Source organism: Streptomyces bauhiniae (genome assembly GCF_004784475.1).
GTDB classification, from domain to species: domain Bacteria; phylum Actinomycetota; class Actinomycetes; order Streptomycetales; family Streptomycetaceae; genus Streptomyces; species Streptomyces seoulensis.
The window spans coordinates 834,385-856,683 of sequence record NZ_SRRT01000003.1 but is presented as its reverse complement, the minus strand read 5'-3'; the positions used below and the strand labels follow the sequence as shown (position 1 = coordinate 856,683).

The following is a 22,299-nucleotide window of genomic DNA, read 5'->3' as shown; positions in this document are numbered from 1 at the left end:
TGCCGGTGTCCGACCCCCAGGGCCGACCGGTGCCGCTGGAGGAGCTGACGGCGTCCCCGAGGCTGGGGGCGCTGCTGGCCGCGGTGCAGGCGGGGCTGGGGCACAGCGGGCCCTGAGGGGCCGGTACCGGCCGCGCGTACGGCACCCCGGACGCGCGGCCGGTACGGCGGTTCGCTAACTTGGGGAGCGTGGACAAGAAGAACGCCCTGCGCGCCGGAGCCCTGGCGGCCGGCACGACGCTGATGATGCTGCTCATGTCGTCCCCCGCGCTCGCGCTCAGCCGCGACGACGGTGACGACCCCGGCCCCGGTCTCTCCGCCTGGGAGACCATCGGCCTCTACGTGCTGATCCCGGTGGGCCTGTTCGTCGTCATCGCCGGTCTGGTGATGGTGCTGGACAAGTCGCGGTCGTCCGCTTCGAAGAGCTGACGGACCTGTAGGTCCCGGCCGGGGGCGCCTGTCCGCCGCGTACGCGCGTGAGGCCGGACGGCGCCCCCGGCGCGTTTCTTTCCCCGTTCCCCCGAGGAGCCGCGGATGGCAGGCACCACCGGCGTCGCCGTAGTGGGCTGCGGTCCGACCGGACTGCTCCTCGCCGGTGACCTGGCCGAGGCCGGTATCCCGGTCACCGTGCTGGAGAAACGCCCGCCCGGCATCAGCAACCTCACCCGCGCCTTCGCGCTGCACGCCCGCACGCTGGAGCAGCTCGACATGCGGGGCCTCGCCGACGAACTCGAGTCCCTCGGCCACCCCATGACCCGCCTCGGTCTCTTCGACGGCCTCACCCTCGACCTCTCCGGCCTCCCCACCCGCTTCCCGCACGTCCTGGTGATCCCGCAGTACGAGGTCGAACGGGTGCTGGAGCGCAGGGCGCGGGAGGCGGGCGCCGAGTTCCGTTACGAGGCCGAGGTGACCGCGCTGACGCAGGACGCGTCCGGGGTGACGGTCCTCGGGCGGGGCATGGAGCCGCTGCGGGCCTCGTACGTGGTGGGGGCGGACGGGATGCGGAGCGCGGTACGGGAGGCGGTGGGCCTTCCCTTCCCCGGACGGTCGGTCATCCGCTCCGTCGTCCTCGCGGACGTACGCCTCTCCGAGGACCCGCCGGAGCGGCTCACCGCGGGTACGACGGGGGACGCCTTCGCCCTGCTGATCCCCTTCGGCGACGGCTACCACCGGGTCGTCGGCTGGCACCGCTCGCACGACGTCCCCGACGACGCCCCGCTCGACCTCGCCGAGATCCGGGACATCGTCCGCGCCGCCCTCGGCCGGGACTACGGCATGCACGACCCACGCTGGCTGTCCCGCTTCCACAGCGACGAACGCCAGGCGCCGTCGTACCGGGCGGGCCGCGTCTTCCTCGCCGGCGACGCCGCCCACGTCCACTCCCCGGCGGGCGGCCAGGGCATGAACACGGGGCTCCAGGACGCGGCGAACCTGAGCTGGAAACTGGCCGCGGTGCTGGACGGGCGCGCGTCCCCGTCCCTCCTGGACACCTACAACACCGAACGCCACCCGGTGGGCCGCACCGTCCTCCACAGCAGCGGCACCCTGATCCGCCTGGCCATGGCCAACCACCCCTGGACGAGAGCCCTCCGCTCCCTCCTGGCGAAGTCGGTCACCCGCTTCCCCGCCCTCCGTCGAAGGGCCCTCCACCAGGTGACGGGCCTCGCCTACTCCTACGGCCCCGGCCCCCTGCCCGGCAAACGAGCCCCGGACATCCCGTTGCCAGGCAACACCCGCCTCTACGAGGCCCTACGCGGGGGCAACTTCGTCCTGCTGACCCAGGTCCCGTACGAGGGTGTCGACCGCCCCCACCTCACCACGTCCCAGTGGTCCGGCCCCCAGACGCTCCTGATCCGCCCGGACGGCTACATCGCCTGGACAGCAAAGTCCCCGTCCCCAACAGAGCTGGAACAGGCCCTACTTGCCCACGTGGGCCCACCAGTCTGACCGGCTCACACTGGCGTGCGCTGCCAAGCTGAGTTCGGCCAGGGACCGTCGGTCCGATGCGCCGGTGTCGTTGGTGGGCACGGTCATCCGATCCGGATCTCGTAGCGGAGCTGCTGACGATGGGCGGGCATCAGCATCAGGTCCGCCTGGACGGGCCGGTCGGCATCGTCGTAGGTGACCCTGCTCAACCGGAGGACGGGCTCGCCGGTGTCCAGGCGCAGCGCCTCGCGCTCCTCCGGACCAGGCATCCGGGCCGTCACATCCTCGCGCACCCGGACACCGCGATGCCCAAGCTCGGCGAGCAGCGTCACCGCCCCGCCGGGGATCTTGCCCCGCTCAGCGAGACGGGTGCCCCGTGCGATGGCGGTCGGATAGTAGGTGTCGGTCAACTCGACCGGTGTCCCGTCCAGTTCGATGACCCGACGACGCACGACGACCGCTTCTCCGGCAGCCACCCCCAACAGGCCGGCCACCTGCTCCGAGGCGGGAACCTCGCCGGCATGCACGATCCGCTGGCCACCCTTCCCACCCCGCGCAGCCGCCTCCGCGCCCCAGGCATCCCCCTGCCCCCGCTCCCGCGGCGCCAGATACGGCATCGAGGCACTGACCCACCTGCTGTCACTCACGGCGTCCTCCACAATCAGGCTCCCCGCACTACACGTTAGGCGACCCATCCGGGCTACTTGCAGCCAGAAATCAGCAGGACCGCCCGTGAGTTCGCCGTGGATAGCCCACTGGAGTGGTGTGGGGGTGCCACGACCGGTACGAAGACATCCGGCTGTGCGTCTCGAAGTACCCGACTGCGGCGGGGGAGTGCCGGTGGTCAAAGCAGGCGGACTCGATGAATGCGGCGGTCGAGGACTCCTCCTCGTCCAAGCCCTGGCCGACGACTTCGAACGAAGGGCGCTCGGCCGATGTCGGGCGCCCTTCGGTGGGCGAGCGCCGCTTTCGAGGCCGTGCACCCCGGCAGGTCAGCGGAGTGTCTCGTCCATGAGTACGTAGAGCAGCCCGACGAGGGAGCCGCTGCTGACGATTTCACGGCGGTCGATCATGCCCCGGATGTCGGTCAGGGGAATCCACTCGATGCGGTCCGACTCGTTCTTCTCGGTCGGTGGGCCCACGTGGGTCGCGCCGTCGGCGCGGAAGACGTGGTGCTGGGAGTCGGTGATGCCGTTGGCGGGTTCGGCGTAGATCAGGGGCTTCATCGGGCCGGGGCGCCAGCCCGTCTCCTCCAGGACCTCACGGGCGGCCGCTTCGGCCGGCGTCTCGCCCTCCTCCACCAGGCCCATGGGGAGTTCCCACGCCCAGGTGTCCGTGATGAACCGATGCCGCCACATCATCAGCACCTCGCGCCGCTGGTTGACCACGGCGGCCACGGCCAGGTGCCGGAGCCTGACGACATGGTGCTCCCAGCGGCTGCCGTCCGGCGTCTCCACCTCGGTGAGCCACAGGTTGACCCACCTGTTCTCATAGATCGGACGTTCCCCGTGGATCTTCCACTGCATCGCTGCGGCCCCTCTCGATCGGCCTTCAGGATCGCAGAATCACCGCTAGAAACCGCTAGATGAGCTCTAGATACCGCTAGATGTGGGCCGATTCGCGTCAGGGTGACGAAAGGGGCGCCCGGCATAGTGCCGGGCGCCCCCTCTCAACAGCTAGCCAGTTACGCCGAAGCCCCATCCGCCCGCTGTGCCCTCAGCGCCCGTTCCACGCCCGCGCGGGACTCGGAGATCAGGCGGCGCAAGGCCGGGGTGGGGTCGACGGAGGTCAGCCAGGCGTCCGTCGCGCGGAGCGTTTCCTCCGAGACCTGGACCGACGGGTACAGGCCGACCGCGATCTGCTGGGCCATTTCGTGGGAGCGGGAGTCCCAGGCGGTCTTGACGGAGTCGAAGTAGCGGTCGGTGTAGGGGGCGAGGAGTTCGCGCTGGTCGGTCTGGATGAAGCCGATGATGACGGCTTCCTGGACGGCGTTGGGGAGCTTGTCGGACTCGACGACCGAGGCCCACGCCTCCGCCTTCGCCTCGGCGGTGGGGCGGGCCGCGCGGGCGGTGGCCGCGTGGCGTTCGCCGGCGGCGGTGCGGTCGCGCTCGTACTCGGCGGCGATCTCCGCCTCGTCGAAGCGCCCGACCGCGGCGAGCCGCTCCACGAACGCCCAGCGCAGCTCGGTGTCGACGGCGAGGCCCTCGACGGTCTGGGAGCCGTCCAGCAGCGCCTCCAGCAGGTCGAGCTGCTCCGGCGTACGGGCGGTCGCCGCGAAGGCGCGCGCCCAGGCGAGCTGGTGGTCGCTGCCCGGCTCGGCGGTACGCAGGTGCGCCAGTGTGGCCTCGGTCCAGCGGGTCAGCAGGGTCTCGCGGGCCGCCGGGTCGGCGTACAGGTCGATCGCCAGCTTGGCCTGCCGGTGCAGCGACTGCACGACACCGATGTCGGACTCCTTGCCGATGCCGGACAGCACCAGCGAGAGGTAGTCACGGGTGGCCAGCTCGCCGTCCCGCGTCATGTCCCACGCGGAGGCCCAGCTCAGCGCGCGCGGCAGCGACTCCGCGAAGTCACCGAGGTGCTCGGTGACGACCGCGAGGGACTCCTCGTCCAGGCGGACCTTCGCGTACGACAGGTCGTCGTCGTTGAGCAGGACCACGGCCGGCCGGCGCACCCCGGTCAGCTCGGGTACGGCCGTCAGCTCGCCGTCCACGTCCAGCTCGACCCGCTTCACCCGGACCAGCTTGCCCGCGTCGTCCAGGTCGTACAGGCCGATCGCGATGCGGTGCGGCCGCAGCGTCGGCTCGCCCTTGGCGCCGGCGGGGAGCGCCGGGGCCTCCTGGCGGACCGCGAAGGAGGTGATGACACCCTCCGCGTCGGTCTCCAGCTCGGGACGCAGGACGTTGATCCCCGCCGTCTCCAGCCACGCCTTCGACCAGGTCTTCAGATCGCGCCCGGAGGTCTCCTCCAGCGCGCCCAGCAGGTCGGACAGGCGCGTGTTGCCGAACGCGTGCCGCTTGAAGTACGCCTGCACACCCCGGAAGAACTCGTCCTCACCGACGTACGCCACGAGCTGCTTCAGCACCGAGGCGCCCTTGGCGTACGTGATGCCGTCGAAGTTGACCAGGACGTCGTCCAGGTCCCGGATCTCCGCCATGATCGGGTGCGTGGACGGGAGCTGGTCCTGCCGGTACGCCCACGTCTTCATCGAGTTGGCGAACGTCGTCCACGCGTGCGGCCAGCGCGAGCCGGGCGCGGACGCCTGGCAGGCGATGGAGGTGAAGGTGGCGAACGACTCGTTCAGCCACAGGTCGTTCCACCACTCCATGGTGACCAGGTCGCCGAACCACATGTGCGCCAGCTCGTGCAGGATCGTCTCCGCCCGCACCTCGTACGCCGCGTCGGTCACCTTGGACCGGAAGACGTACTGGTCGCGGATGGTCACCGCGCCCGCGTTCTCCATCGCGCCCGCGTTGAACTCCGGTACGAACAACTGGTCGTACTTCTCGAAGGGGTACGCGTAGTCGAACTTCTCCTGGAACCAGTCGAAGCCCTGCCGGGTGACCTCGAAGATCGCGTCGGAGTCCAGGTGTTCGGCGAGCGAGGGCCGGCAGTAGATGCCGAGCGGCACGGACTGCCCGTCCCTCTCGTACACGCTGTGCACCGAGTGGTACGGGCCCACGATCAGCGCGGTGATGTACGTCGAGATGCGCGGGGTCGGCGCGAACGCCCAGACGTTGTCCTTGGGCTCCGGCGTCGGGGAGTTGGAGATCACCGTCCAGCCCTCGGGCGCGGTCACCGTGAAGCGGAACGTCGCCTTGAGGTCCGGCTGCTCGAAGTTGGCGAACACCCGCCGCGCGTCCGGCACCTCGAACTGCGTGTACAGGTACGCCTGTTCGTCGACCGGGTCCACGAACCGGTGCAGACCCTCACCGGTGTTGGTGTACGCGCAGTCGGCCACCACCCGCAGGATGTTGCGGCCCTCGAGCAGACCGGGCAGCGCGATCCGGGACTCCTTGAAGACCTCCGCCGGGTCCAGCGTGTCCCCGTTCAGCGTCACCTCGCGCACGGCCGGTGCCACCAGGTCGATGAAGGACTCGGCGCCGGACTCGGCCACGTCGAAGCGCACCGTGGTGACGGACCGGAAGGTGCCCCCCTCCTGCGCGCCGGAGAGGTCGAGATCGATCTCGTACGAGTCGACGCTGAGCAGGTCGGCCCGCTGCTGCGCCTCTTCCCGAGTCAGGTTTGTGCCAGGCACGCGGTCATCTCCTCGTTATGTGTGGGTTGCGCCATCCTTCCACGGGAGATCCGCGAACGCGATGTCCTTATGCCGCCGGTCACGGGGCCTTCGCAGGACCAGCCTGGAACACATGACGACCCACGCCACGACCCCGCACACCGCGCGCGCCATCACGGAACCGGCCCTCGCGGAACTGCGCGCCTCGGACGACGCCGGACGCCGGACGACCGCCGTCACGGACCCGGAGGGCGGCGCCCCGCTGCGCTGCTGTCTGCGCCGCAGCGAACCGGGTGAGCGCATCGCCCTGGTGTCCTACGCGCCCCTGCGCCGCTGGGCGGCGGACACCGGCGCCGAACCGGGTGCGTACGACGAGCAGGGCCCGGTGTTCATCCACGCCCAACCCTGCGGCGGACCGGCGCCCGAGGACGGGCTCGCCTTCACCGGCGCCCACCGCGTCCTGCGCCGCTACTCGCATGACGGCCGCATCCTCGGCGGCCGACTGGTCACCCCGCCCGAGGACTTCGAGGCCGCCCTGACCGAGGCGTTCACCGACCCGGAGGTGGCAATGGTGCACGTGAGGGCGGTGGAGTACGGCTGCTTCCTGTATGAGGTCCGCAGGGCGTGAAAGAAGGGGCGCGCACCGAAACCGGCGCGCGCCCCTCTCGAAGCGGACTCAGCTCTTCAGCTCCGCCGCCACCAGCTCCGCGATCTGGACCGCGTTCAGCGCGGCGCCCTTGCGGAGGTTGTCGTTGGAGATGAACAGGGCGAGGCCGTGCTCCACCGTCTCGTCGGTGCGGATGCGGCCCACGTACGACGGGTCCTGGCCGGCCGCCTGGAGCGGGGTCGGGATCTCGGAGAGGGCGACACCCGGCGCCTGCGCCAGCAGCTCGGTCGCGCGCTCGACGGAGAGCGGGCGGGCGAAGCGGGCGTTGACCTGGAGGGAGTGGCCGGAGAAGACCGGGACGCGCACACAGGTGCCGGAGACCTTCAGCTCCGGGATCTCCAGGATCTTGCGGGACTCGTTGCGGAGCTTCTGCTCCTCGTCGGTCTCGTTCAGGCCGTCGTCAACGATGGAGCCGGCCAGCGGGAGCACGTTGAAGGCGATCGGGCGCTTGTAGACGCCCGGCTCGGGGAAGTCCACCGCGTCGCCGTCGTGGGTCAGCTTGTCGGCGTCGGCGATGACCTTCTGCGCCTGCCCGTGCAGCTCGGCCACGCCCGCCAGGCCCGAGCCGGAGACGGCCTGGTAGGTGGCGACGACCAGCGCCTCGAGACCGGCCTCCTCGTGCAGCGGGCGCAGCACCGGCATCGCGGCCATCGTGGTGCAGTTCGGGTTGGCGATGATGCCCTTGGGGCGGTCCGCGATGGCGTGCGGGTTCACCTCGGAGACCACCAGGGGCACCTCGGGGTCCCGGCGCCACGCCGAGGAGTTGTCGATCACGACCGGGCCCTGCGCGGCGACCTTCTCCGCGAGCGCCTTGGAGGTGGCGCCGCCGGCCGAGAAGAGCACGATGTCGAGGCCGGAGTAGTCGGCCGTCGAGGCGTCCTCCACCGTCACGCCGTCCAGCACGGTCCCGGCCGAGCGGGCGGAGGCGAACAGGCGCAGCTCGGTGACCGGGAAGTCCCGCTCCTTGAGGATCTTGCGCATGACCGTGCCGACCTGACCGGTGGCTCCGACGATTCCGACCCTCACGACGACTCCCTCTGTCTGTCCCAGTACCGGGTCACTTGCTTGACCGGCACTTTTCCATCATGCGGCCGACACAGGGCCGCGTGTCCAATCCTTTGTACGGGTGTGCCCGATGTGAGGGACACCCATAGCCGGGCAGACGGTTGCGGACCTGCGGTCCCGCGCGGGGAGCGGCCGCAGAAGTTCCCTCCCCCGGACCCGTCGGCCGCAAGCCGTGCTGTCCGGTCCCTGCCCGTCCGGCCCACCGCCATACGGAGGTGTGACGCACGCCGCACACGCCGAAGGGGCGGGCGCCCACCAGGACGCCCGCCCCCTCGGTCACCAGATCACACCGCTACGGCGTGACCTTCCCGATCTGCACACTCGCCGTGCCCGCGACCGTGCCGCGCGCGTTCACGAGCTGGACGCGGCCGAAGAACTCGCGGCCTGCCGGGGCCTCGGCGGCGGCCGTGACCTGGCCGGTCACCGTGGCGGAGGCGCCCGTGGCGAGCTTCACCGGGGCCGAGCCGTCGACCGTGACCGCGCCGAGGGTGTCGGAGAAGAACACGTCCCGGTAGTCGTAGTCGGTGGAGCCGGCCGGGACCGAGTAGCCCGCGACCTCGACCGTGTACGTGCCCGCGGCCGGGGAGGCGATGGAGACGGCCTCCTCCGAGTCGCCGTCGGCGGACTGGCCGACCAGCTTGCCCGCGGCGTCGTACACCGCGAGGTCGAGGTCGGCGGCCGGGTCCGAGACCTTGCCGATGGCCACGTCCAGCGACTTGGCGCCGGCCGGGACCTCGACCGTGGTGGTCGCGGTCTCGCCCTCCTTGATGGCCGGACGGGCGGCCTTCGCCGAGCCGAGCGGGCCGCCGACCAGCTTGCCGTCGAGCGCGGCGAACTTGTTGGTGACCTTCCAGGACGCGGTGGCCGGGACGCCCACCTTGGCCTCGGGCACCGTCACGGTCTCCGGGTCGAAGACCGCGCCGAGCACGGAGACGTCCAGCTTGTAGGGGTTGTCCAGCAGGGGAGAGGTGCGGCGTGCCTCGACCTCGACCTCCCAGACACCGGCCTGCGGGTCGGCGTAGGAGCGCACGTCGGGCTTGCAGCCGTTGCCGTCGAGGTAGTTGTTGTAGCAGTACGGGGTGCTGGTGTTGTCGACCGGCGTCCCGTAGGGGTGGATGGCGATGAACCGGGTCTGGCTGCCGGACGTCAAGCCGCCGATGGCCACCTCCAGCGACTTCGCGCCCTCGGGCACGGTCAGGAAGTAGGACCGGGTGCTGTTGCGCTGCACCGAGGACGAGAAGGAGCGGGTGTAGTCCACCGGGCTCGCCACCACGACCGTGGTGAGGATCTGCTTGTCGACGCCCACGGTCAGCGGGTCGTCCACGCGCAGGATCGCGCTCTTGAGCCCGGCCGACCTGGGCGCGGCCTCCACCTTGACGGTGACCGGCTGGTTCAGCGGCAGCTTCACCAGCGGGCTGCCGACGACGCGGTAGGTGTGCTCCGGGTCGTTGGCGAAGCTCAGCAGGTGCCAGACCGCGCGGTCGGCGCCGGTGGTACGGGTGACCGTGACGTCGTACGTCTTGCGCTGACCGGACTTCACGCCGCCCTCGCGGTCGTAGAGGCCGGTGCCGAAGCCGGGGGTCTTCAGGGCGTAGTCGATCGCGGTGTCGACCGGGGCCTTGACGGTGTACTCGTGCGCCGAGGCGCCGAGCCGGATCGCGGTCCAGGCGTCCACGACGTCGATCAGGCCGGAGCCCTCCTCGTACGCCTGCGCGCCCTTGATGTGGTGCGCGGTCGAGGTCAGCGCGGTGCGCAGTACGGCCGGGGTGAGGTCGATGTTCTTCTGCTTGGCCGCGCTGATCAGCAGCGCGCTCGCGCCGGCCGCCTGCGGGGAGGCCATCGAGGTGCCCTGGAGCATCGAGTACCCGGCGGGCAGGGTGTAGCCCGCCTCGGCGACCGGGGAACCGGGCAGCCAGGTCTGGGTGGTGTTGATCGCGGCGCCGGGCGCGGTGATGGTCGGCGTGAACCCGCCGTCCTCACGCGGGCCGCGCGAGGAGAACGGCATCAGCGCGTACGGAGTCTCCACCGCCGAGCCGTAGTTCGCCGCCCAGGTCTCCTTGGAGATGGCGGCGCCGACCGAGATCACCTTGTCGGCGAGGCCGGGGTCGCCGATGGTGTTGGCGCCGGGGCCGGAGTTGCCGGCCGAGATGACGAGCTGGACGCCGTAGGTGTCGATGAGCCGGGTGTACAGCTCGGCGCGGGCGTTGTTGCCGTCGTTCAGCGCCGGGAGGCCGCCGATGGACATGTTGACGATGTCCACGCCCCGGTTGGTCACCAGGTCGATCATGCCCTCGGTGAGGGCGACGTTGGTGCAGCCGCCGGACCAGGTGCAGGCACGCGAGGAGACGATCTTGGCGCCCGGAGCGGCACCGTTCATCTTGCCGCCGAACAGCCCGTTGGCCGCGGTGATGCCCGCGACATGGGTGCCGTGCTCGGACTGGATGACGCCGATGTTGACGTAATCGGCCTTGGCGCCCGAGGCGTTGTAGACGACGTCCTTGCGGATCTCGACCACGAACGGGATGCGCTCGACGACGTCCGTCTCCGGGTCGTCGGTGCCGAAGTAGCCGATCTGGTAGCCGTCCTTGTACGGCTTCATCGGCGGGTTGTTGCCGAAGTCCAGGTCGTCGTCGGTGTCGACGCGGACCGTGCCGGTGGCCGGGTCGTACAGCACGCCCCAGGCGTCGGTGGTGTCACCGTCGCGGTTGAGGTCGCCCTGCATGTCGCCGCCGGTGGTGGCGGATTCGTACAGGTAGTTGAACTTGTAGGCGCCGGCCGGGGCCTTGAAGGTCTCCGTGCTCGCGCCGGAGCCGACCGAGAAGGACGGGCCGGAGACCGCCGCGGTCATCCGCCGCCAGGTGCCGTCGCCGTCGCTCACCGGGTCGGTGGAGGTGACCCAGTCCACGATCTTGCGCTCACCGGTGGTGGTCTTCTGCAGCGCCGGGTGGCCGAGGTCCACCCCCGAGTCCAGGATGCCGATGGTGACCCCGCGCCCGTCCGCCTTCGGGTTCTTCGCGACGAAGTCGACGGCACCGGTCTCGAAGGACGGGTTGTACGGGTTCTTCGCCGGCGTCTTGCTGCTCGGCGCCGGGTAAGTGGCCGCCGTACGGGCGTTCTTGGCGTCCTTCGCGGTGTCCGCGCCCGGTGCCGGGTCGTCCAGCGGGATCTCCTGGCGCAGGTCGATCGCGTGCACCGAGGACAACTTGGCCGCGGCGGCGATGACCGAGTCGGCCTTGGCGGTCGGGACGGTGGCGCGGACGTAGCCGACCTTGTCGAAGGTGCGGCCCACGGTGCCGGCGGCGTCGAGCTGGGAGGCGACCTGCTCGGTGGCGCCCGGCGCGGTGGCGATCATCATCGTGACGCTCTTGGCGCCGTCCGCCTTGGCCTCCGCGAGCCGGTCGGCGTCATCGGCGCCGAGCTTGCGGGGCGCGGGCTTGGCGCCGGGGTCGGCGGCCTGAGCGGGCGGCGCGTCGGCGGCCAGCGCCATCGGCACGGGGCCGGCCGCGCAGAGGGCGGCGACCACACCGGCGGCCAGCGTCAGGCGCGCCAGGCGTCTCGGGCCGGGTATCGGGTCACGGTCGGGGGAGTGGGTCATCGCATCCCTTAGTCGGTGAGGGTTGTCCGCGAGGTCCAGTGCCGGACCAGCGCAGCCTTTCCCAAACGACCGAATTTTGGGGTTCGTTGACCGAATCGATATCCATGTATGGGGAAAACCCGCGATGCGATGTGTGCGGTTGGGGACCGAATAGGCCCGAATTCACTCGGTTCCCGCACCGGTCGCGCTAACGTCCCGGCATGCGACGCAAGTTGAGGGTGGCGGCCTACGCCGTGTGTGTCCGCGACGGACAACTCCTGCTCGCCCGGTCACCCGCGCGGGAGGGCGGCCACGAGTGGGTGCTGCCGGGCGGCGGCGCCGAGTTCGGCGAGGACCCGTACGACACCGTGCGCCGCGAGGTGACCGAGGAGACCGGTTACCGGGTGGAGGTCACCGACCTGCTCGGCGTGCACACCAACCGCGTGGTCCTCCCCGGCCGCTTCCCCGGCCGCGCCGTCGACCACCACGGCGTACGGCTGCTGTACGCGGCGCACATCACCGGCGGTGAACTCCGCCACGAGGTGGGCGGTTCCACCGACCTCGCCGCCTGGCACGACCTCGACACAGTGCCCGGCCTGCCCCGCGTCTCCCTGATCGACACCGCCCTGCATCTGTGGCGCGAACGCCCGCCCACCGGCCGCCCGGGCACGCTGAGCGAGACCGGCTAGCGGGGCAGTACGACCACGTACGCGGCCGGGTCGCGGTCGCCGGCGGCCATCAGGGCCGTACGGACCACCGCGGCCTGCTGCTCCGCCGATTCCCTCAGCTTCTTCGGGGTGATGTGGACGACCGTGATGCCGAGCCGCTCCAGGTGCTCCCGCTTGCGGGCGTACTCCGACCAGGTCGCGTCCTCGTCCTGGCGCGGGGCCCGGGTGTCCAGCTCGACGGCGACCGCCTGCTCGGGCCAGTAGGCGTCCAGGCCGCCCAGGTGGGGGCCGCCGGGCAGCCGCAGGTCCACGTTCCACACCGGGTCGGGCAGCCCGTACCCGGTGACCATCCGGTACAGCCGGTCCTCGGCGACCGCGCGGCCCTCGGCCACCAGCGAGTCCACCGCGTCCACCACATGGGCCCGGCCCATCAGCCTGGCCTCGGTCAACTCCCGTACCAGCGCGGCCGGATCGCAGTGCCCGTCGCGCACGGCCTCGGCCAGCAGCCGCCGTACCGTGTCCGCGTCCGTCAGGTGGGCCACCGCGTCCGCCACCGCGCGTGCCACCGGCGCCACCGGCAGACCCGCGACGGGGCGCGCCACCGGGAGGTCCGGGGTGCGCACCACCCGTACGTAGCCGGTCGAGCGCAGCCGGCGCAGCCTCGGAACCAGGACGTCGATCCGGTCCAGGGAGAGCAGCGGGGGCGCGGAGGGCAGGCCGTGCAGGGCGAGGGCGGCCAGGCCGGTGAGCATCGCCTCGGCATAGGCCCCCCGGTGCGGGTCGCCCGCGCCCGGCTGGGCGGGCACGCCGGGCACGGACTCGCGGGAGGCGTACAGCAGCGCGCCGTGCAGGCGCTCCTCGTTCGTGGGTGAACCGGCGTGCAGCAGCACCACGTTGGGCAGCAGCAGCCGCCAGGGGCCGTCGGTGCGGCACCGCTCGTTCAGCTCGGCCGTGGTCACCCCGTGGGTGCGCAACTGGGCGGCGGTCAGCACCCGGCGGTGGACCTCGGTGAGGTGGCGGAGGGGGCGGGGGGAGAGGGGGGTGTCGTGCGTCATGGCTCTGGAATGCCCTACTTCCGGCCCACCCGTAACCGCTGTTACACAGCCGTCGAACAATGCGGACAACACGGTACTAAAGGACGGGTGTTCGGATGCCGAGTAGGCGGCGAAAACCCCTGGTCCGATCGGGGAGGACCAGGGGTTACGGGCCTTCGTGCCCGGATTCCGTAACGGTCACCGGGCGCCGAAGCTCAGGCCAAAGCTCAGGCCCCGGCGTCGCACGCCTGTGCGCGCAGCGCCCGCGCCAGGTCGTCCCGCGCCTCCAGCACAAGACGCCGCAGCGCCGGGGCCGCGTCCGCGTGCTCGGCCAGCCACGCGTCCGTCGCCGCCAGCGTCTCGGGCCGGTCCTGGTGGGCCGGGAACAGCCCGTTGACGATGTGCATGGCGATCTGGATCGACCGCTCCCGCCACACCCGCTCCAGCACCGCGAAGTACTTCTCCGCGTACGGCGCGGTCAGTTCCTCCTGGCCCGGCCGGCCGAAGCCCGAAAGGGTCGCCTCCACCAGCGCGTTGGACAGCGCGTCCGACTCCACGACCTGCGCCCACGCCTGCGCCTTGACGGCGGCCGAGGGCCGGGCGGCCAGGCAGCGCACCTGGTGCCGCTTGCCCGACGCGGTGTCGTCGCGGGCCAGCTCGGCCGCGAGCACCTCCTCGTCGGCCACCCCGTGCGCGGCCAGCGGCTCCAGGAACGCCCAGCGCAGCTCTTGGTCCACGGTGAGACCCTCGACCGTCTCGGCGCCGTCCAGCAGGTCCTTCAGCAGGGCGAGGTCGGCGGCGCCGGTGGCGACCGAGGCGAAGAACCGGGCCCAGGCCAACTGCGCCTCGCTGCCCGGCTCGGCCGACCGCAGCTCCTTCAGCGCGCCCTGCGCCAGCAGCTCCCCGCCCGTGGCCCGCCACTCGGGGGCCGCGTACCGCTCCAGGGCCGTGCCGGCCCAGGCGTGCAGCATCTGGAGCACGCCGATGTCGGACTCCCGGCCCGCGAACCGCAGCACCAGCGCCACGAACTCCCGCGCGGGCAGCAGGCCGTCCCGTGTCAGGTTCCACAGCGCCGACCAGCACAGGGCGCGGGCGAGGGGGTCGGCCAGGTCGCCGAGGTGGTCGCGGAGGGTGGCGAGCGAGGTCTCGTCGAAGCGGATCTTGCAGTAGGTGAGGTCGTCGTCGTTGACCAGGACGAGGTCGGGAGCCTCGGCGCCGGCCAGCTCGGGCAGCACCGTGCGCGGACCCTCGACGTCCACCTCGACGCTCCGGTACCGCTCCAGCGCACCCGATTCGCCCAGCCGGTACAGCCCCACCTTCACCCGGTGCGGGCGCAGTTCGGGGTGCGACTCCGGTGCCTCCTGCACCACGGCCAGCTCGTCGATCCGGCCCTCGTCGTCCAACAGCACCTGCGGAGTGAGGGAGTTGACCCCGGCCGTCTGCAGCCAGGCCGCCGACCACGCCGTCATGTCCCGGCCGCTGGTCTCCGCGAGCACCGAGAGCAGATCGCCCAGGCGGGTGTTGCCGTAGGCGTGCCGCTTGAAGTAGCGCCGGGCGCCCTCCAGGAAGGCGTCCTGACCGACGTACGCCACCAGTTGCTTGAGGACGGAGGCGCCCTTGGCGTAGGTGATGCCGTCGAAGTTGAGCTTGGCGTCCTGGAGGTCGCGGATGTCGGCGGTGATCGGGTGCGTGGAGGGAAGCTGGTCCGCGCGGTACGCCCATGCCTTGCGGCGGTTGGCGAACGTCGTCCAGGCGTCCTTGAAGCGGGTCGCGCCCACGTTGCCGAAGGTGCCCATGAAGTCCGCGAAGGACTCCTTCAGCCACAGGTCGTCCCACCAGACCATGGTGACCAGGTCGCCGAACCACATGTGCGCCATCTCGTGCAGGATGACGTTGGCCCGCGCCTCGTACGACGCCTGCGTGACCTTGCCCCGGAAGATGTACTCCTCCCGGAAGGTGACCAGTCCGGGATTCTCCATCGCCCCGAGGTTGTACTCGGGCACGAACGCCTGGTCGTACTTCCCGAAGGGGTAGGGGTAGTCGAAGTTCTCGTGGAAGAAGTCCAGCCCCTGCTTGGTGATCAGGAAGACGTCGTCGGCGTCGAAGTAGGGCGCCAGACCCTTGCGGCACATCGCGCCGAGCGGGATCTCCAGCGTGGACCCGTCCGCCAGCACCCGCTCGTAGGAGTCGGTCACATAGTGGTACGGGCCCGCCACCACGCAGGTGATGTACGTGGAGATCGGCTTGGTCTCCGCGAACCGCCATACCCCGTCCGTGAGTTCACCGGCGCCGTTGCTCCACACCGTCCAGCCCTCGGGCGCGCGGACCTCGAAGCGGAAGGGCGCCTTGAGGTCGGGCTGCTCGAAGTTGGCGAACACCCGCCGGGAGTCGGCCGGTTCGTACTGCGTGTAGAGGTAGACCTCGCCGTCCTCGGGGTCCACGAAGCGGTGCAGCCCCTCGCCGGTGCGGGAGTAGGCGCACTGGGCGTCCACGATCAGCTCGTTGTCGGCGGCCAGGTCCTCCAGCGCGATCCGGCTGCCGTCGAACACCTCGCCGGGGTCGAGGTCGCGGCCGTTGAGGGACACCGCGGTCACGCTCGGCGCGATCAGGTCGGCGAAGCTCGTCGCGCCCGGCTCGGCGCAGCGGAAGCGGATGGTGGTCACCGAGCGGAAGGTCCTCGGCTCGCCTTCGGACTCGCCCACGGCGGAGCGCAGGTCCAGCGCCACGTCGTACCCGTCGACAGACAGCAGGGCGGCCCGCTCACGGGCCTCGTCGCGGGACAGATTCTCACCGGGCACGGGCGGCACTCCCTTGTGGTCGCATGATGTGGGGCACTGAACGGCACGATCCTGCCATGCGGCCCTGACCGGCGGCATCGGGGAATTGCGCGGCCCAGGGCGCTGTTGCCGCTGGGAAAGACCTTCTCGCGAGGAGAGACATGTCCGAGACCGCGACCACGTCGGGCAAGACCCCGGTGGACTTCTGGTTCGACCCGCTCTGCCCCTGGGCCTGGATGACCTCCCGCTGGGTGCTGGAGGTGGAGAAGGTCCGGGACATCGAGGTCCACTGGCACATCATGAGCCTCGCCGTCCTCAACGAGGACCGCATCGACGAGCTGCCCGAGGAGTACCGGGAGATGCTCGCCACCAAGGCGTGGCAGCCGGTCCGGGTGGTCACCGCCGCCTGGCAGAAGCACGGCGCGGACGTGCTCGGCCCGCTGTACACCGCGCTCGGCACCCGTATCCACAACGAGGGCGAGGGCCCGAGCCGCGAGGCCGTCGTGGCCGCGCTCGACGAGGTCGGCCTGCCCGCCGACCTGATCGACTACTTCGACCAGACCGACTTCGAGTTCGACGCCGAGCTGCGCGCCTCCCACAAGGAGGGCATCGAGAAGGTCGGCCAGGACGTGGGCACCCCGGTCATCGCGGTTCCCGGCCCGGACGGCGAGCAGATCGCCTTCTTCGGTCCCGTGGTCACCCCGGCCCCCAAGGGCGAGGAGGCGGCCCGCCTGTGGGACGGCACCCTCGCGGTCGCCTCGGTGCCGGGCTTCTACGAGCTGAAGCGCAGCCGTACGGTCGGCCCGGACTTCAGCAACCTCTAGCCGCCGCGCGAAGAAGCCCCCCGGTGAGTCACGTCCTCACCGGGGGGCTTCCTTCATCCGCCCGCCGGGTGAAGGTTGAGAAGACGATCACGAGGCGGGACGCTCAGGGAACTTCAGGGGTGCTCAGGGGGTCAGCAGCAGCACGTCCGCGCGGGACTTGGCGGCGGTGTAGCGCCGGGCCACGTCCTGCCAGTTCACGACCTGCCACATCGCCTCGATGAAGTCCACCTTCTGGTTCTTGTACTGGAGGTAGAAGGCGTGCTCCCAGGCGTCGAAGACCAGCACCGGGGTCGAGCCCTGGCCGACGTTGCCCTGGTGGTCGTAGACCTGCTCCACGATCAGCCGGCCGCTCAGCGGCTCGTACGCCAGCACGCCCCAGCCGGAGCCCTGGGTGGTGGCCGACGCCTTGGTGAGCTGGGCCTTGAAGGCCGCGAAGGAGCCGAACGACTCCTTGATCGCGTCCGCCAGCTCGCCCACGCCGTCCCGCTCCAGCGGCTCGCCGCCGCCGTCCTTCGGACCGGTCATGTTCTGCCAGTAGATGCTGTGCAGGATGTGGCCGGAAAGGTGAAAGGCGAGGTTCTTCTCCAGCCCGTTCACCGAGGCCCAGGCGTCCTTGTCCCGCGCCTCGGCGAGCTGCTCCAGGGTGTCGTTGGCGCCCTTCACATAGGCCGCGTGGTGCTTGTCGTGGTGCAGCTCGATGATCTCGGGGCTGATGACGGGCGCGAGCGCGGCGTAGTCGTAGGGCAGTTCGGGCAGCGTGTAGACGGACATGGACGGGTCCCCTCCGAGCCTTATTGCAACTAACTTGCAACTACACGCTAGCAACAAAAAGCTCCGCTCGGGCAAGGGGGTACGCGAAAGGCCCCCACGTGTCGTGCACGTGGGGGCCTTCTGCTGCGGGGCTCAGCTCCGGGCGCGCGCCCGCTGCCAGACGTAACCGCCCGCCGCCAGGGCCAGGGTCAGGCCGCCGGTGGAGTAGAGCTGGACGCGGGTGTCGGGCTGCCGGGCCATCAGGACCAGGATCGCCACCATGCCCAGCAGCGCGGCCCAGGTCAGCCACGGGAACGCCCACATCTGTACGGCGGGCGGCGCGTCACCGGCGCGCTCGGCGCGGCGGCGCAGCAGGAGCTGGGAGGCGCCGACGAACATCCAGACCACCAGGATGACCGCGCCGATCATGTTGAGCAGCCACATGAAGACGTCGTCCGGGCGCCAGTAGCTCAGCAGCACACAGCCGAAGCCGAACACCGAGGAGACCAGCACCGCGATCCGGGGCACCCCGCCGGTCACCTTCGCCAGCGCCTTCGGGCCGAGGCCCCGCTGGACCAGGGAGTGCAGCATGCGCGAGGAGCCGTAGATGTTGGCGTTCATCGCGGAGAGCAGCGCGGCCAGCACCACGACGTCCATCACGCGGCCGGCGCCGGGGATGCCGAGGGTGTCCAGGGCGGCGACGTACGGGCCGCGCTCCACGACCTCCTTGGAGTCCCACGGGACCAGGGTGACGACGACGGCCATCGAGCCGATGTAGAACAGCGCGATCCGCCACATCGTGGTGCGCACCGCGCTCGCCACGCCCCGCACCGGGTCCTCGGACTCGGCGGCCGCGATGGTGACCGTCTCCAGGCCGCCGTAGGCGAACACCGACGCGAGCAGGCCGAGGACCAGGCCCTCGCCGCCGTTGGGGAGGAAGTCGGTGAGGTGGGAGGTGCCGGGGGAGTGGGTGCCGGGCAGCACGCCCGCGATGGCCAGCACGCCGAGCAGCAGGAACGCGCAGATCGCGGCGACCTTCAGGGCGGCGAACCAGAACTCGAACTCGCCGAAGTTCTTCACCGCGGTCAGGTTGGCGCCGCAGAAGATCAGCATGAACAGCGCGACCCAGGCCCACTGCGGGGTCCCCGGCAGCCAGCCGCTGACGATCTTCCCGGCGCCGATGCCCTCCAGGCCGACCACCGTGCACTGCATGACCCAGAACGACCAGCCGACCGTGAATCCGGCCCAGGGTCCGATCGCCCGCTCGGCGTGCGCCGAGAACGAACCCGAGGAGGGGTACGCCGAGGACAGCTCGCCCAGCATCCGCATCACCAGCAGGACCAGCAGGCCGGAGAGGGTGTAGGCGACCACGATGGAGGGGCCCGCCGCGGCGATACCGGCGCCGGAGCCGACGAACAGGCCCGCGCCGATCACCCCGCCCAGGGCGATCATGGAGAGGTGGCGCTGTTTGAGGCCGGAGGAGAGCGGGACGCCCTGCTTCTGCTCCTGGGGCGCTTGCGTGGTGGTGCTGGGCATCGGCGCGGCTCGTCCAGTGCGGTAGGTGGGTAAAAACTCCCCCAGTCTGGGTGAAGCCGGCCGAGGGGTACGGGGAGTGTCCGGTATGCGGACGTTCCGCTTACGGAATGCTTACGTCCGCTTACCGGGCGACGGAGTGCTCGGTGACCGGTGTCACGCCGGTTCCGGTGTAAGACGCATCCTTTGTGCGAAGCCCACCAAGCCGCTGTTCACGCCTTTGTCGAGCACAGACGGTGATCGGTGCGTGAGGGCCGGTATAGCGTCACGGTGTTGTCCCCTGCCCCTGTCCACCCTGTCCACAGACCCGCGGAGTCCCCATGAGCACCGCCAGCGTCACCGCTCGGCCCGGCGCCGTCCTCGCCGACCTCCTTCCCTCCTCGCGCGTGCGCGACGCCGCCCTCGTGCTCGGGGGCGCGGCGCTCACCGGTCTCGCGGCCCAGCTCGCGGTGCCGGTGCCCGGCTCGCCGGTGCCGGTGACGGGGCAGACCTTCGCCGCGCTGCTGGTCGGCACGACGCTCGGCGCCCGCCGCGGCGTCGCCGCCCTCGCGCTGTACGCCGCCGCCGGCCTCGCCGGTGTGCCGTGGTTCGCCCAGGGCGGCTCCGGCGCCTCCGTCTCCTTCGGCTACGTCCTCGGCATGCTCCTCGCCGCCGCGGCCGTCGGCGCCCTGGCCCGCCGGGGCGCGGACCGCTCCCCGCTCCGCATGGCCGGCACGATGCTCCTGGGCGAGGCCATCATCTACGCGGTCGGCGTCCCCTACCTCGCCTTCGCCGCCCACATGTCCGCCACGGCGGCCATCGCGGCGGGCCTCACCCCCTTCCTCATCGGCGACGCCGTGAAGGCGGCGCTGGCGATGGGCGTCCTCCCCACGGCGTGGAAGCTGACGAACAAGAGCTGAAGTCCGACGACGAAGGCCCGCCCCCTCCTTGTGTGGAGAGGGCGGGCCTTCGCCGTTCCCGGCAGGTCCCTCACCCGGCCACCGGGCCGCCCAGGAACTCCGTCACCGCTTCCGTGAACGCCTCCGGCGCCTCCCGGTGGATCAGATGGCCCACGGGGATCGTGCGCAGCCGGGAGTCCGGGATCAGCCGGGCCAGCTCGGCGACGCTCTCCTGGGGGACATGGCTCGTACGGCCGCCGGCCAGGACCAGCGTCCCGGCGGTGATGTCACCGAGCGCCGCGAGCCAGTCGGCGGGCGGGGTGTCGATCTGCCGGCGGACGGCCAGGACCATCGCCCAGTCGAAGGGCAGCTCGCTGTCCGGCCGCTCCGGTGTCGTGGCCGGGCGGGGGTACGGCGCACCGACGTCCTCCAGCACCAGCCGGTCCACCCCGCCGGGCCGGGCCGCCGCGACGAGGTACGCCACGATGCCGCCCAGCGAGTGCCCGACGAGGTCGGTCCGGTCCAGGCCCAGGGCGTCCAGGAACCCCAGGACGTCGGCGCGCATCAGCTCCAGGGAGTACGCCCCCGGCCAATCGCCGCGCCCGTGCCCGCGCAGGTCCACCGCGTACACCCGCCGCCCGCGCGCCAGCTCCGCCGCCACCGTGGCCCAGTCGTCGCTCACCTCGCCCAGCGCGGGCAGCAGGACCACCGGCGGACCCTCCGGCGGCCCCCACACCCGGTAGGCGAGCCGTACCCCTCCCACACCGACGAACCGCCGCGTCACCATGCCGGAAGACTACGGAAGCCCGGCGCCGCGAGGGAGTTCCTCGTGGCACCGGGCTTCGGAGAGCGGGGGTCAGGCGGCGGGGACCTTCTCCGGGTCCTCCGTCGCCGGGATCTCCGGCTGGGTCTTCTTCGACGTCATCGACTGCTTGACGAAGGCGATGATCAGGACGACGGCGGCGACCATCAGGGAGAGGAGGACGGTCTCGCGGCCGTCGTGTTCCGTGTCGGTCAGCATGTAGCCGAGGACGAAGACGATGAGGGCGGCCGTGGCCCAGGTGAGGTACGGGTACAGCCACATCTTCACGACGAGCTTCTCCGGCGCCTCCCGCTGGATGATCTTCCGCATCCGGAGCTGCGAGAAGCAGATGACCAGCCACACGAAGAGCGCGACCGCGCCGCTGGAGTTGACCAGGAAGAGGAAGACCGAGTCGGGGAACTTGTAGTTGAAGAACACCGCGACGAAGCCGAACAGCACCGAGGACAGGATCGCGGCCATCGGCACACCGCGGGAGTTGGTCTTCGCGAACACCTTCGGCGCGTCCCCCCGCTCACCGAGCGAGAACGCCATCCGGGACGCGGTGTACAGACCCGAGTTCAGACAGGACAGCACCGAGGTCAGCACGATGAAGTTCATGATCTGACCGGCGTGCGCGATACCGAGCGAGTTCAGCGCGGCCACGTAGGAACCGTCGGTCTTGATCGACGGGTCGTTCCACGGCAGCAGCGAGACCACGACGAGGATCGAACCCAGGTAGAAGACCGCGATGCGCCAGATGATGCTGTTGGTCGACTTGGTGACCGCACGCTGCGGGTTCTCCGACTCACCGGCCGCCAGCGTGGCGATCTCGGAGCCCATGAAGGAGAAGACGACCAGCAGCACACCGGTGAGGATCGCGCCCGGCCCGTGCGGCAGGAAGCCCCCGTGCGCGGTGAGGTTGGACAGCCCCGCCTTGTCGCTGTGGACACCCGGCAGCACCCCGAAGATGGCCAGCGCGCCGACCACGATGAACGCGCCGATCGCCACGACCTTGATCCCGGCGAACCAGAACTCGAACTCACCGTAGGAGCCCACCGAGACCAGGTTGGTGGCCGTGAGCACCAGCATCACGATCAGCGCCCAGCCCCACTGCGGGACGGCCGGTATCCAGCCCTCCAGGATCTTCGCGCCGGCCGTCGCCTCGACGGCGAGCACCACGACCCAGAAGAACCAGTACAGCCAGCCGATGGAGAACCCGGCCCAGCGGCCGAGCGCACGGTCGGCGTGCGCGGAGAAGGACCCGGAGGTCGGGTTGGCCGCCGACATCTCGCCCAGCATCCGCATCACGAGGACGACGAGCGTGCCGACGAGGGCGTAGGACAGCAGGATGCCGGGGCCCGCCGTGGCGATACCCGTACTGGAGCCGACGAAAAGGCCGGCGCCGATCACACCACCGATGGCGATCATCGAAAGGTGACGGTTCTTGAGACCTGCTTGCAGCCCGGAACCATGGGACATGGACGGAATTCCTTTGCGCCAGGTGGAGCGGTTCCCGTATCGACGGCGAAACAGTCGTACGTCGTCGTACGGGGCCTCGCACGAGCGGT

General features: G+C 70.9%; 17 protein-coding genes. 6 read left to right on the top strand and 11 right to left on the bottom strand.

Annotation, left to right across the window (positions count from 1 at the left end; all coding sequences use genetic code 11):
- The first annotated feature begins 188 nt into the window (after positions 1-188).
- The gene (locus E5083_RS13970) at positions 189-428 is read left to right on the top strand and encodes a hypothetical protein (protein ID WP_135785955.1); all 240 of its coding nucleotides are present in this window, start codon (positions 189-191) and stop codon (positions 426-428) included.
- A 105-nt stretch (positions 429-533) separates the two neighbouring features.
- Positions 534-1,946: an FAD-dependent monooxygenase gene (locus tag E5083_RS13965; RefSeq protein ID WP_135785954.1), complete on the top strand. Its 1,413-nt coding sequence runs from the start codon at positions 534-536 to the stop codon at positions 1,944-1,946.
- 83 nt (positions 1,947-2,029) lie between these two features.
- Here E5083_RS13965 and E5083_RS13960 read toward each other — a convergent pair whose 3' ends face one another.
- The 3 genes from E5083_RS13960 to pepN (E5083_RS13950) form a co-directional block, all read right to left on the bottom strand.
- Positions 2,030-2,572 (bottom strand): GntR family transcriptional regulator, encoded by a 543-nt coding sequence (locus tag E5083_RS13960; protein ID WP_135785953.1) that lies wholly within the window; start codon positions 2,570-2,572, stop codon positions 2,030-2,032.
- A gap of 345 nt (positions 2,573-2,917) precedes the next feature.
- Positions 2,918-3,451, bottom strand: a complete 534-nt coding sequence (locus tag E5083_RS13955) for an NUDIX hydrolase (protein WP_135785952.1) — start codon at positions 3,449-3,451, stop codon at positions 2,918-2,920.
- 158 nt (positions 3,452-3,609) lie between these two features.
- Positions 3,610-6,180: an aminopeptidase N gene (pepN, locus tag E5083_RS13950; protein ID WP_135785951.1), complete on the bottom strand. Its 2,571-nt coding sequence runs from the start codon at positions 6,178-6,180 to the stop codon at positions 3,610-3,612.
- Positions 6,181-6,292: 112 nt separating this feature from the next.
- Here pepN (E5083_RS13950) and E5083_RS13945 point away from each other — a divergent pair, with 112 nt between their 5' ends.
- Positions 6,293-6,787: a DUF1203 domain-containing protein gene (locus E5083_RS13945; protein WP_208754042.1), complete on the top strand. Its 495-nt coding sequence runs from the start codon at positions 6,293-6,295 to the stop codon at positions 6,785-6,787.
- 48 nt (positions 6,788-6,835) lie between these two features.
- Here E5083_RS13945 and E5083_RS13940 read toward each other — a convergent pair whose 3' ends face one another.
- Positions 6,836-7,852: an aspartate-semialdehyde dehydrogenase gene (locus E5083_RS13940; protein ID WP_135785949.1), complete on the bottom strand. Its 1,017-nt coding sequence runs from the start codon at positions 7,850-7,852 to the stop codon at positions 6,836-6,838.
- Positions 7,853-8,183: 331 nt separating this feature from the next.
- Positions 8,184-11,486 (bottom strand): S8 family serine peptidase, encoded by a 3,303-nt coding sequence (locus E5083_RS13935; RefSeq protein WP_135785948.1) that lies wholly within the window; start codon positions 11,484-11,486, stop codon positions 8,184-8,186.
- Between the two features lie 200 nt (positions 11,487-11,686).
- On the opposite strand from E5083_RS13935, the gene E5083_RS13930 reads away from it, so the two are divergent.
- Positions 11,687-12,154 carry an NUDIX hydrolase gene (locus E5083_RS13930; RefSeq protein ID WP_208754041.1) on the top strand — a complete coding sequence of 156 codons (468 nt, stop codon included), beginning with the start codon at positions 11,687-11,689 and terminating at the stop codon, positions 12,152-12,154.
- Here E5083_RS13930 and E5083_RS13925 read toward each other — a convergent pair.
- A complete protein-coding gene (locus E5083_RS13925; protein WP_135785947.1) occupies positions 12,151-13,188 on the bottom strand; it encodes a hypothetical protein in 1,038 nt (345 codons plus the stop codon). The two genes, E5083_RS13930 and E5083_RS13925, sit on opposite strands and share 4 nt — an antisense overlap.
- 206 nt (positions 13,189-13,394) lie before the next feature.
- On the bottom strand, positions 13,395-15,965 hold the full coding sequence (gene pepN, locus E5083_RS13920; RefSeq protein WP_135785946.1) for an aminopeptidase N: 2,571 nt from the start codon (positions 15,963-15,965) through the stop codon (positions 13,395-13,397).
- Positions 15,966-16,105: 140 nt separating this feature from the next.
- Here pepN (E5083_RS13920) and E5083_RS13915 point away from each other — a divergent pair, with 140 nt between their 5' ends.
- The gene (locus tag E5083_RS13915; RefSeq protein ID WP_135785945.1) at positions 16,106-16,768 is read left to right on the top strand and encodes a mycothiol-dependent nitroreductase Rv2466c family protein; all 663 of its coding nucleotides are present in this window, start codon (positions 16,106-16,108) and stop codon (positions 16,766-16,768) included.
- A gap of 123 nt (positions 16,769-16,891) precedes the next feature.
- Here E5083_RS13915 and E5083_RS13910 read toward each other — a convergent pair whose 3' ends face one another.
- On the bottom strand, positions 16,892-17,539 hold the full coding sequence (locus E5083_RS13910; RefSeq protein ID WP_135785944.1) for a superoxide dismutase: 648 nt from the start codon (positions 17,537-17,539) through the stop codon (positions 16,892-16,894).
- Between the two features lie 132 nt (positions 17,540-17,671).
- Positions 17,672-19,054, bottom strand: a complete 1,383-nt coding sequence (locus E5083_RS13905) for an amino acid permease (protein ID WP_135785943.1) — start codon at positions 19,052-19,054, stop codon at positions 17,672-17,674.
- A 317-nt stretch (positions 19,055-19,371) separates the two neighbouring features.
- Here E5083_RS13905 and E5083_RS13900 point away from each other — a divergent pair, with 317 nt between their 5' ends.
- On the top strand, positions 19,372-19,950 hold the full coding sequence (locus E5083_RS13900; protein WP_135785942.1) for a biotin transporter BioY: 579 nt from the start codon (positions 19,372-19,374) through the stop codon (positions 19,948-19,950).
- Positions 19,951-20,020: 70 nt separating this feature from the next.
- On the opposite strand, the gene E5083_RS13895 is transcribed toward E5083_RS13900, so the two are convergent.
- Together E5083_RS13895 and E5083_RS13890 are read right to left on the bottom strand one after the other, a co-directional pair.
- Positions 20,021-20,716, bottom strand: a complete 696-nt coding sequence (locus E5083_RS13895; protein WP_135785941.1) for an alpha/beta fold hydrolase — start codon at positions 20,714-20,716, stop codon at positions 20,021-20,023.
- 69 nt (positions 20,717-20,785) lie between these two features.
- Positions 20,786-22,210 carry an amino acid permease gene (locus tag E5083_RS13890; protein ID WP_135785940.1) on the bottom strand — a complete coding sequence of 475 codons (1,425 nt, stop codon included), beginning with the start codon at positions 22,208-22,210 and terminating at the stop codon, positions 20,786-20,788.
- Positions 22,211-22,299 lie beyond the last annotated feature (89 nt).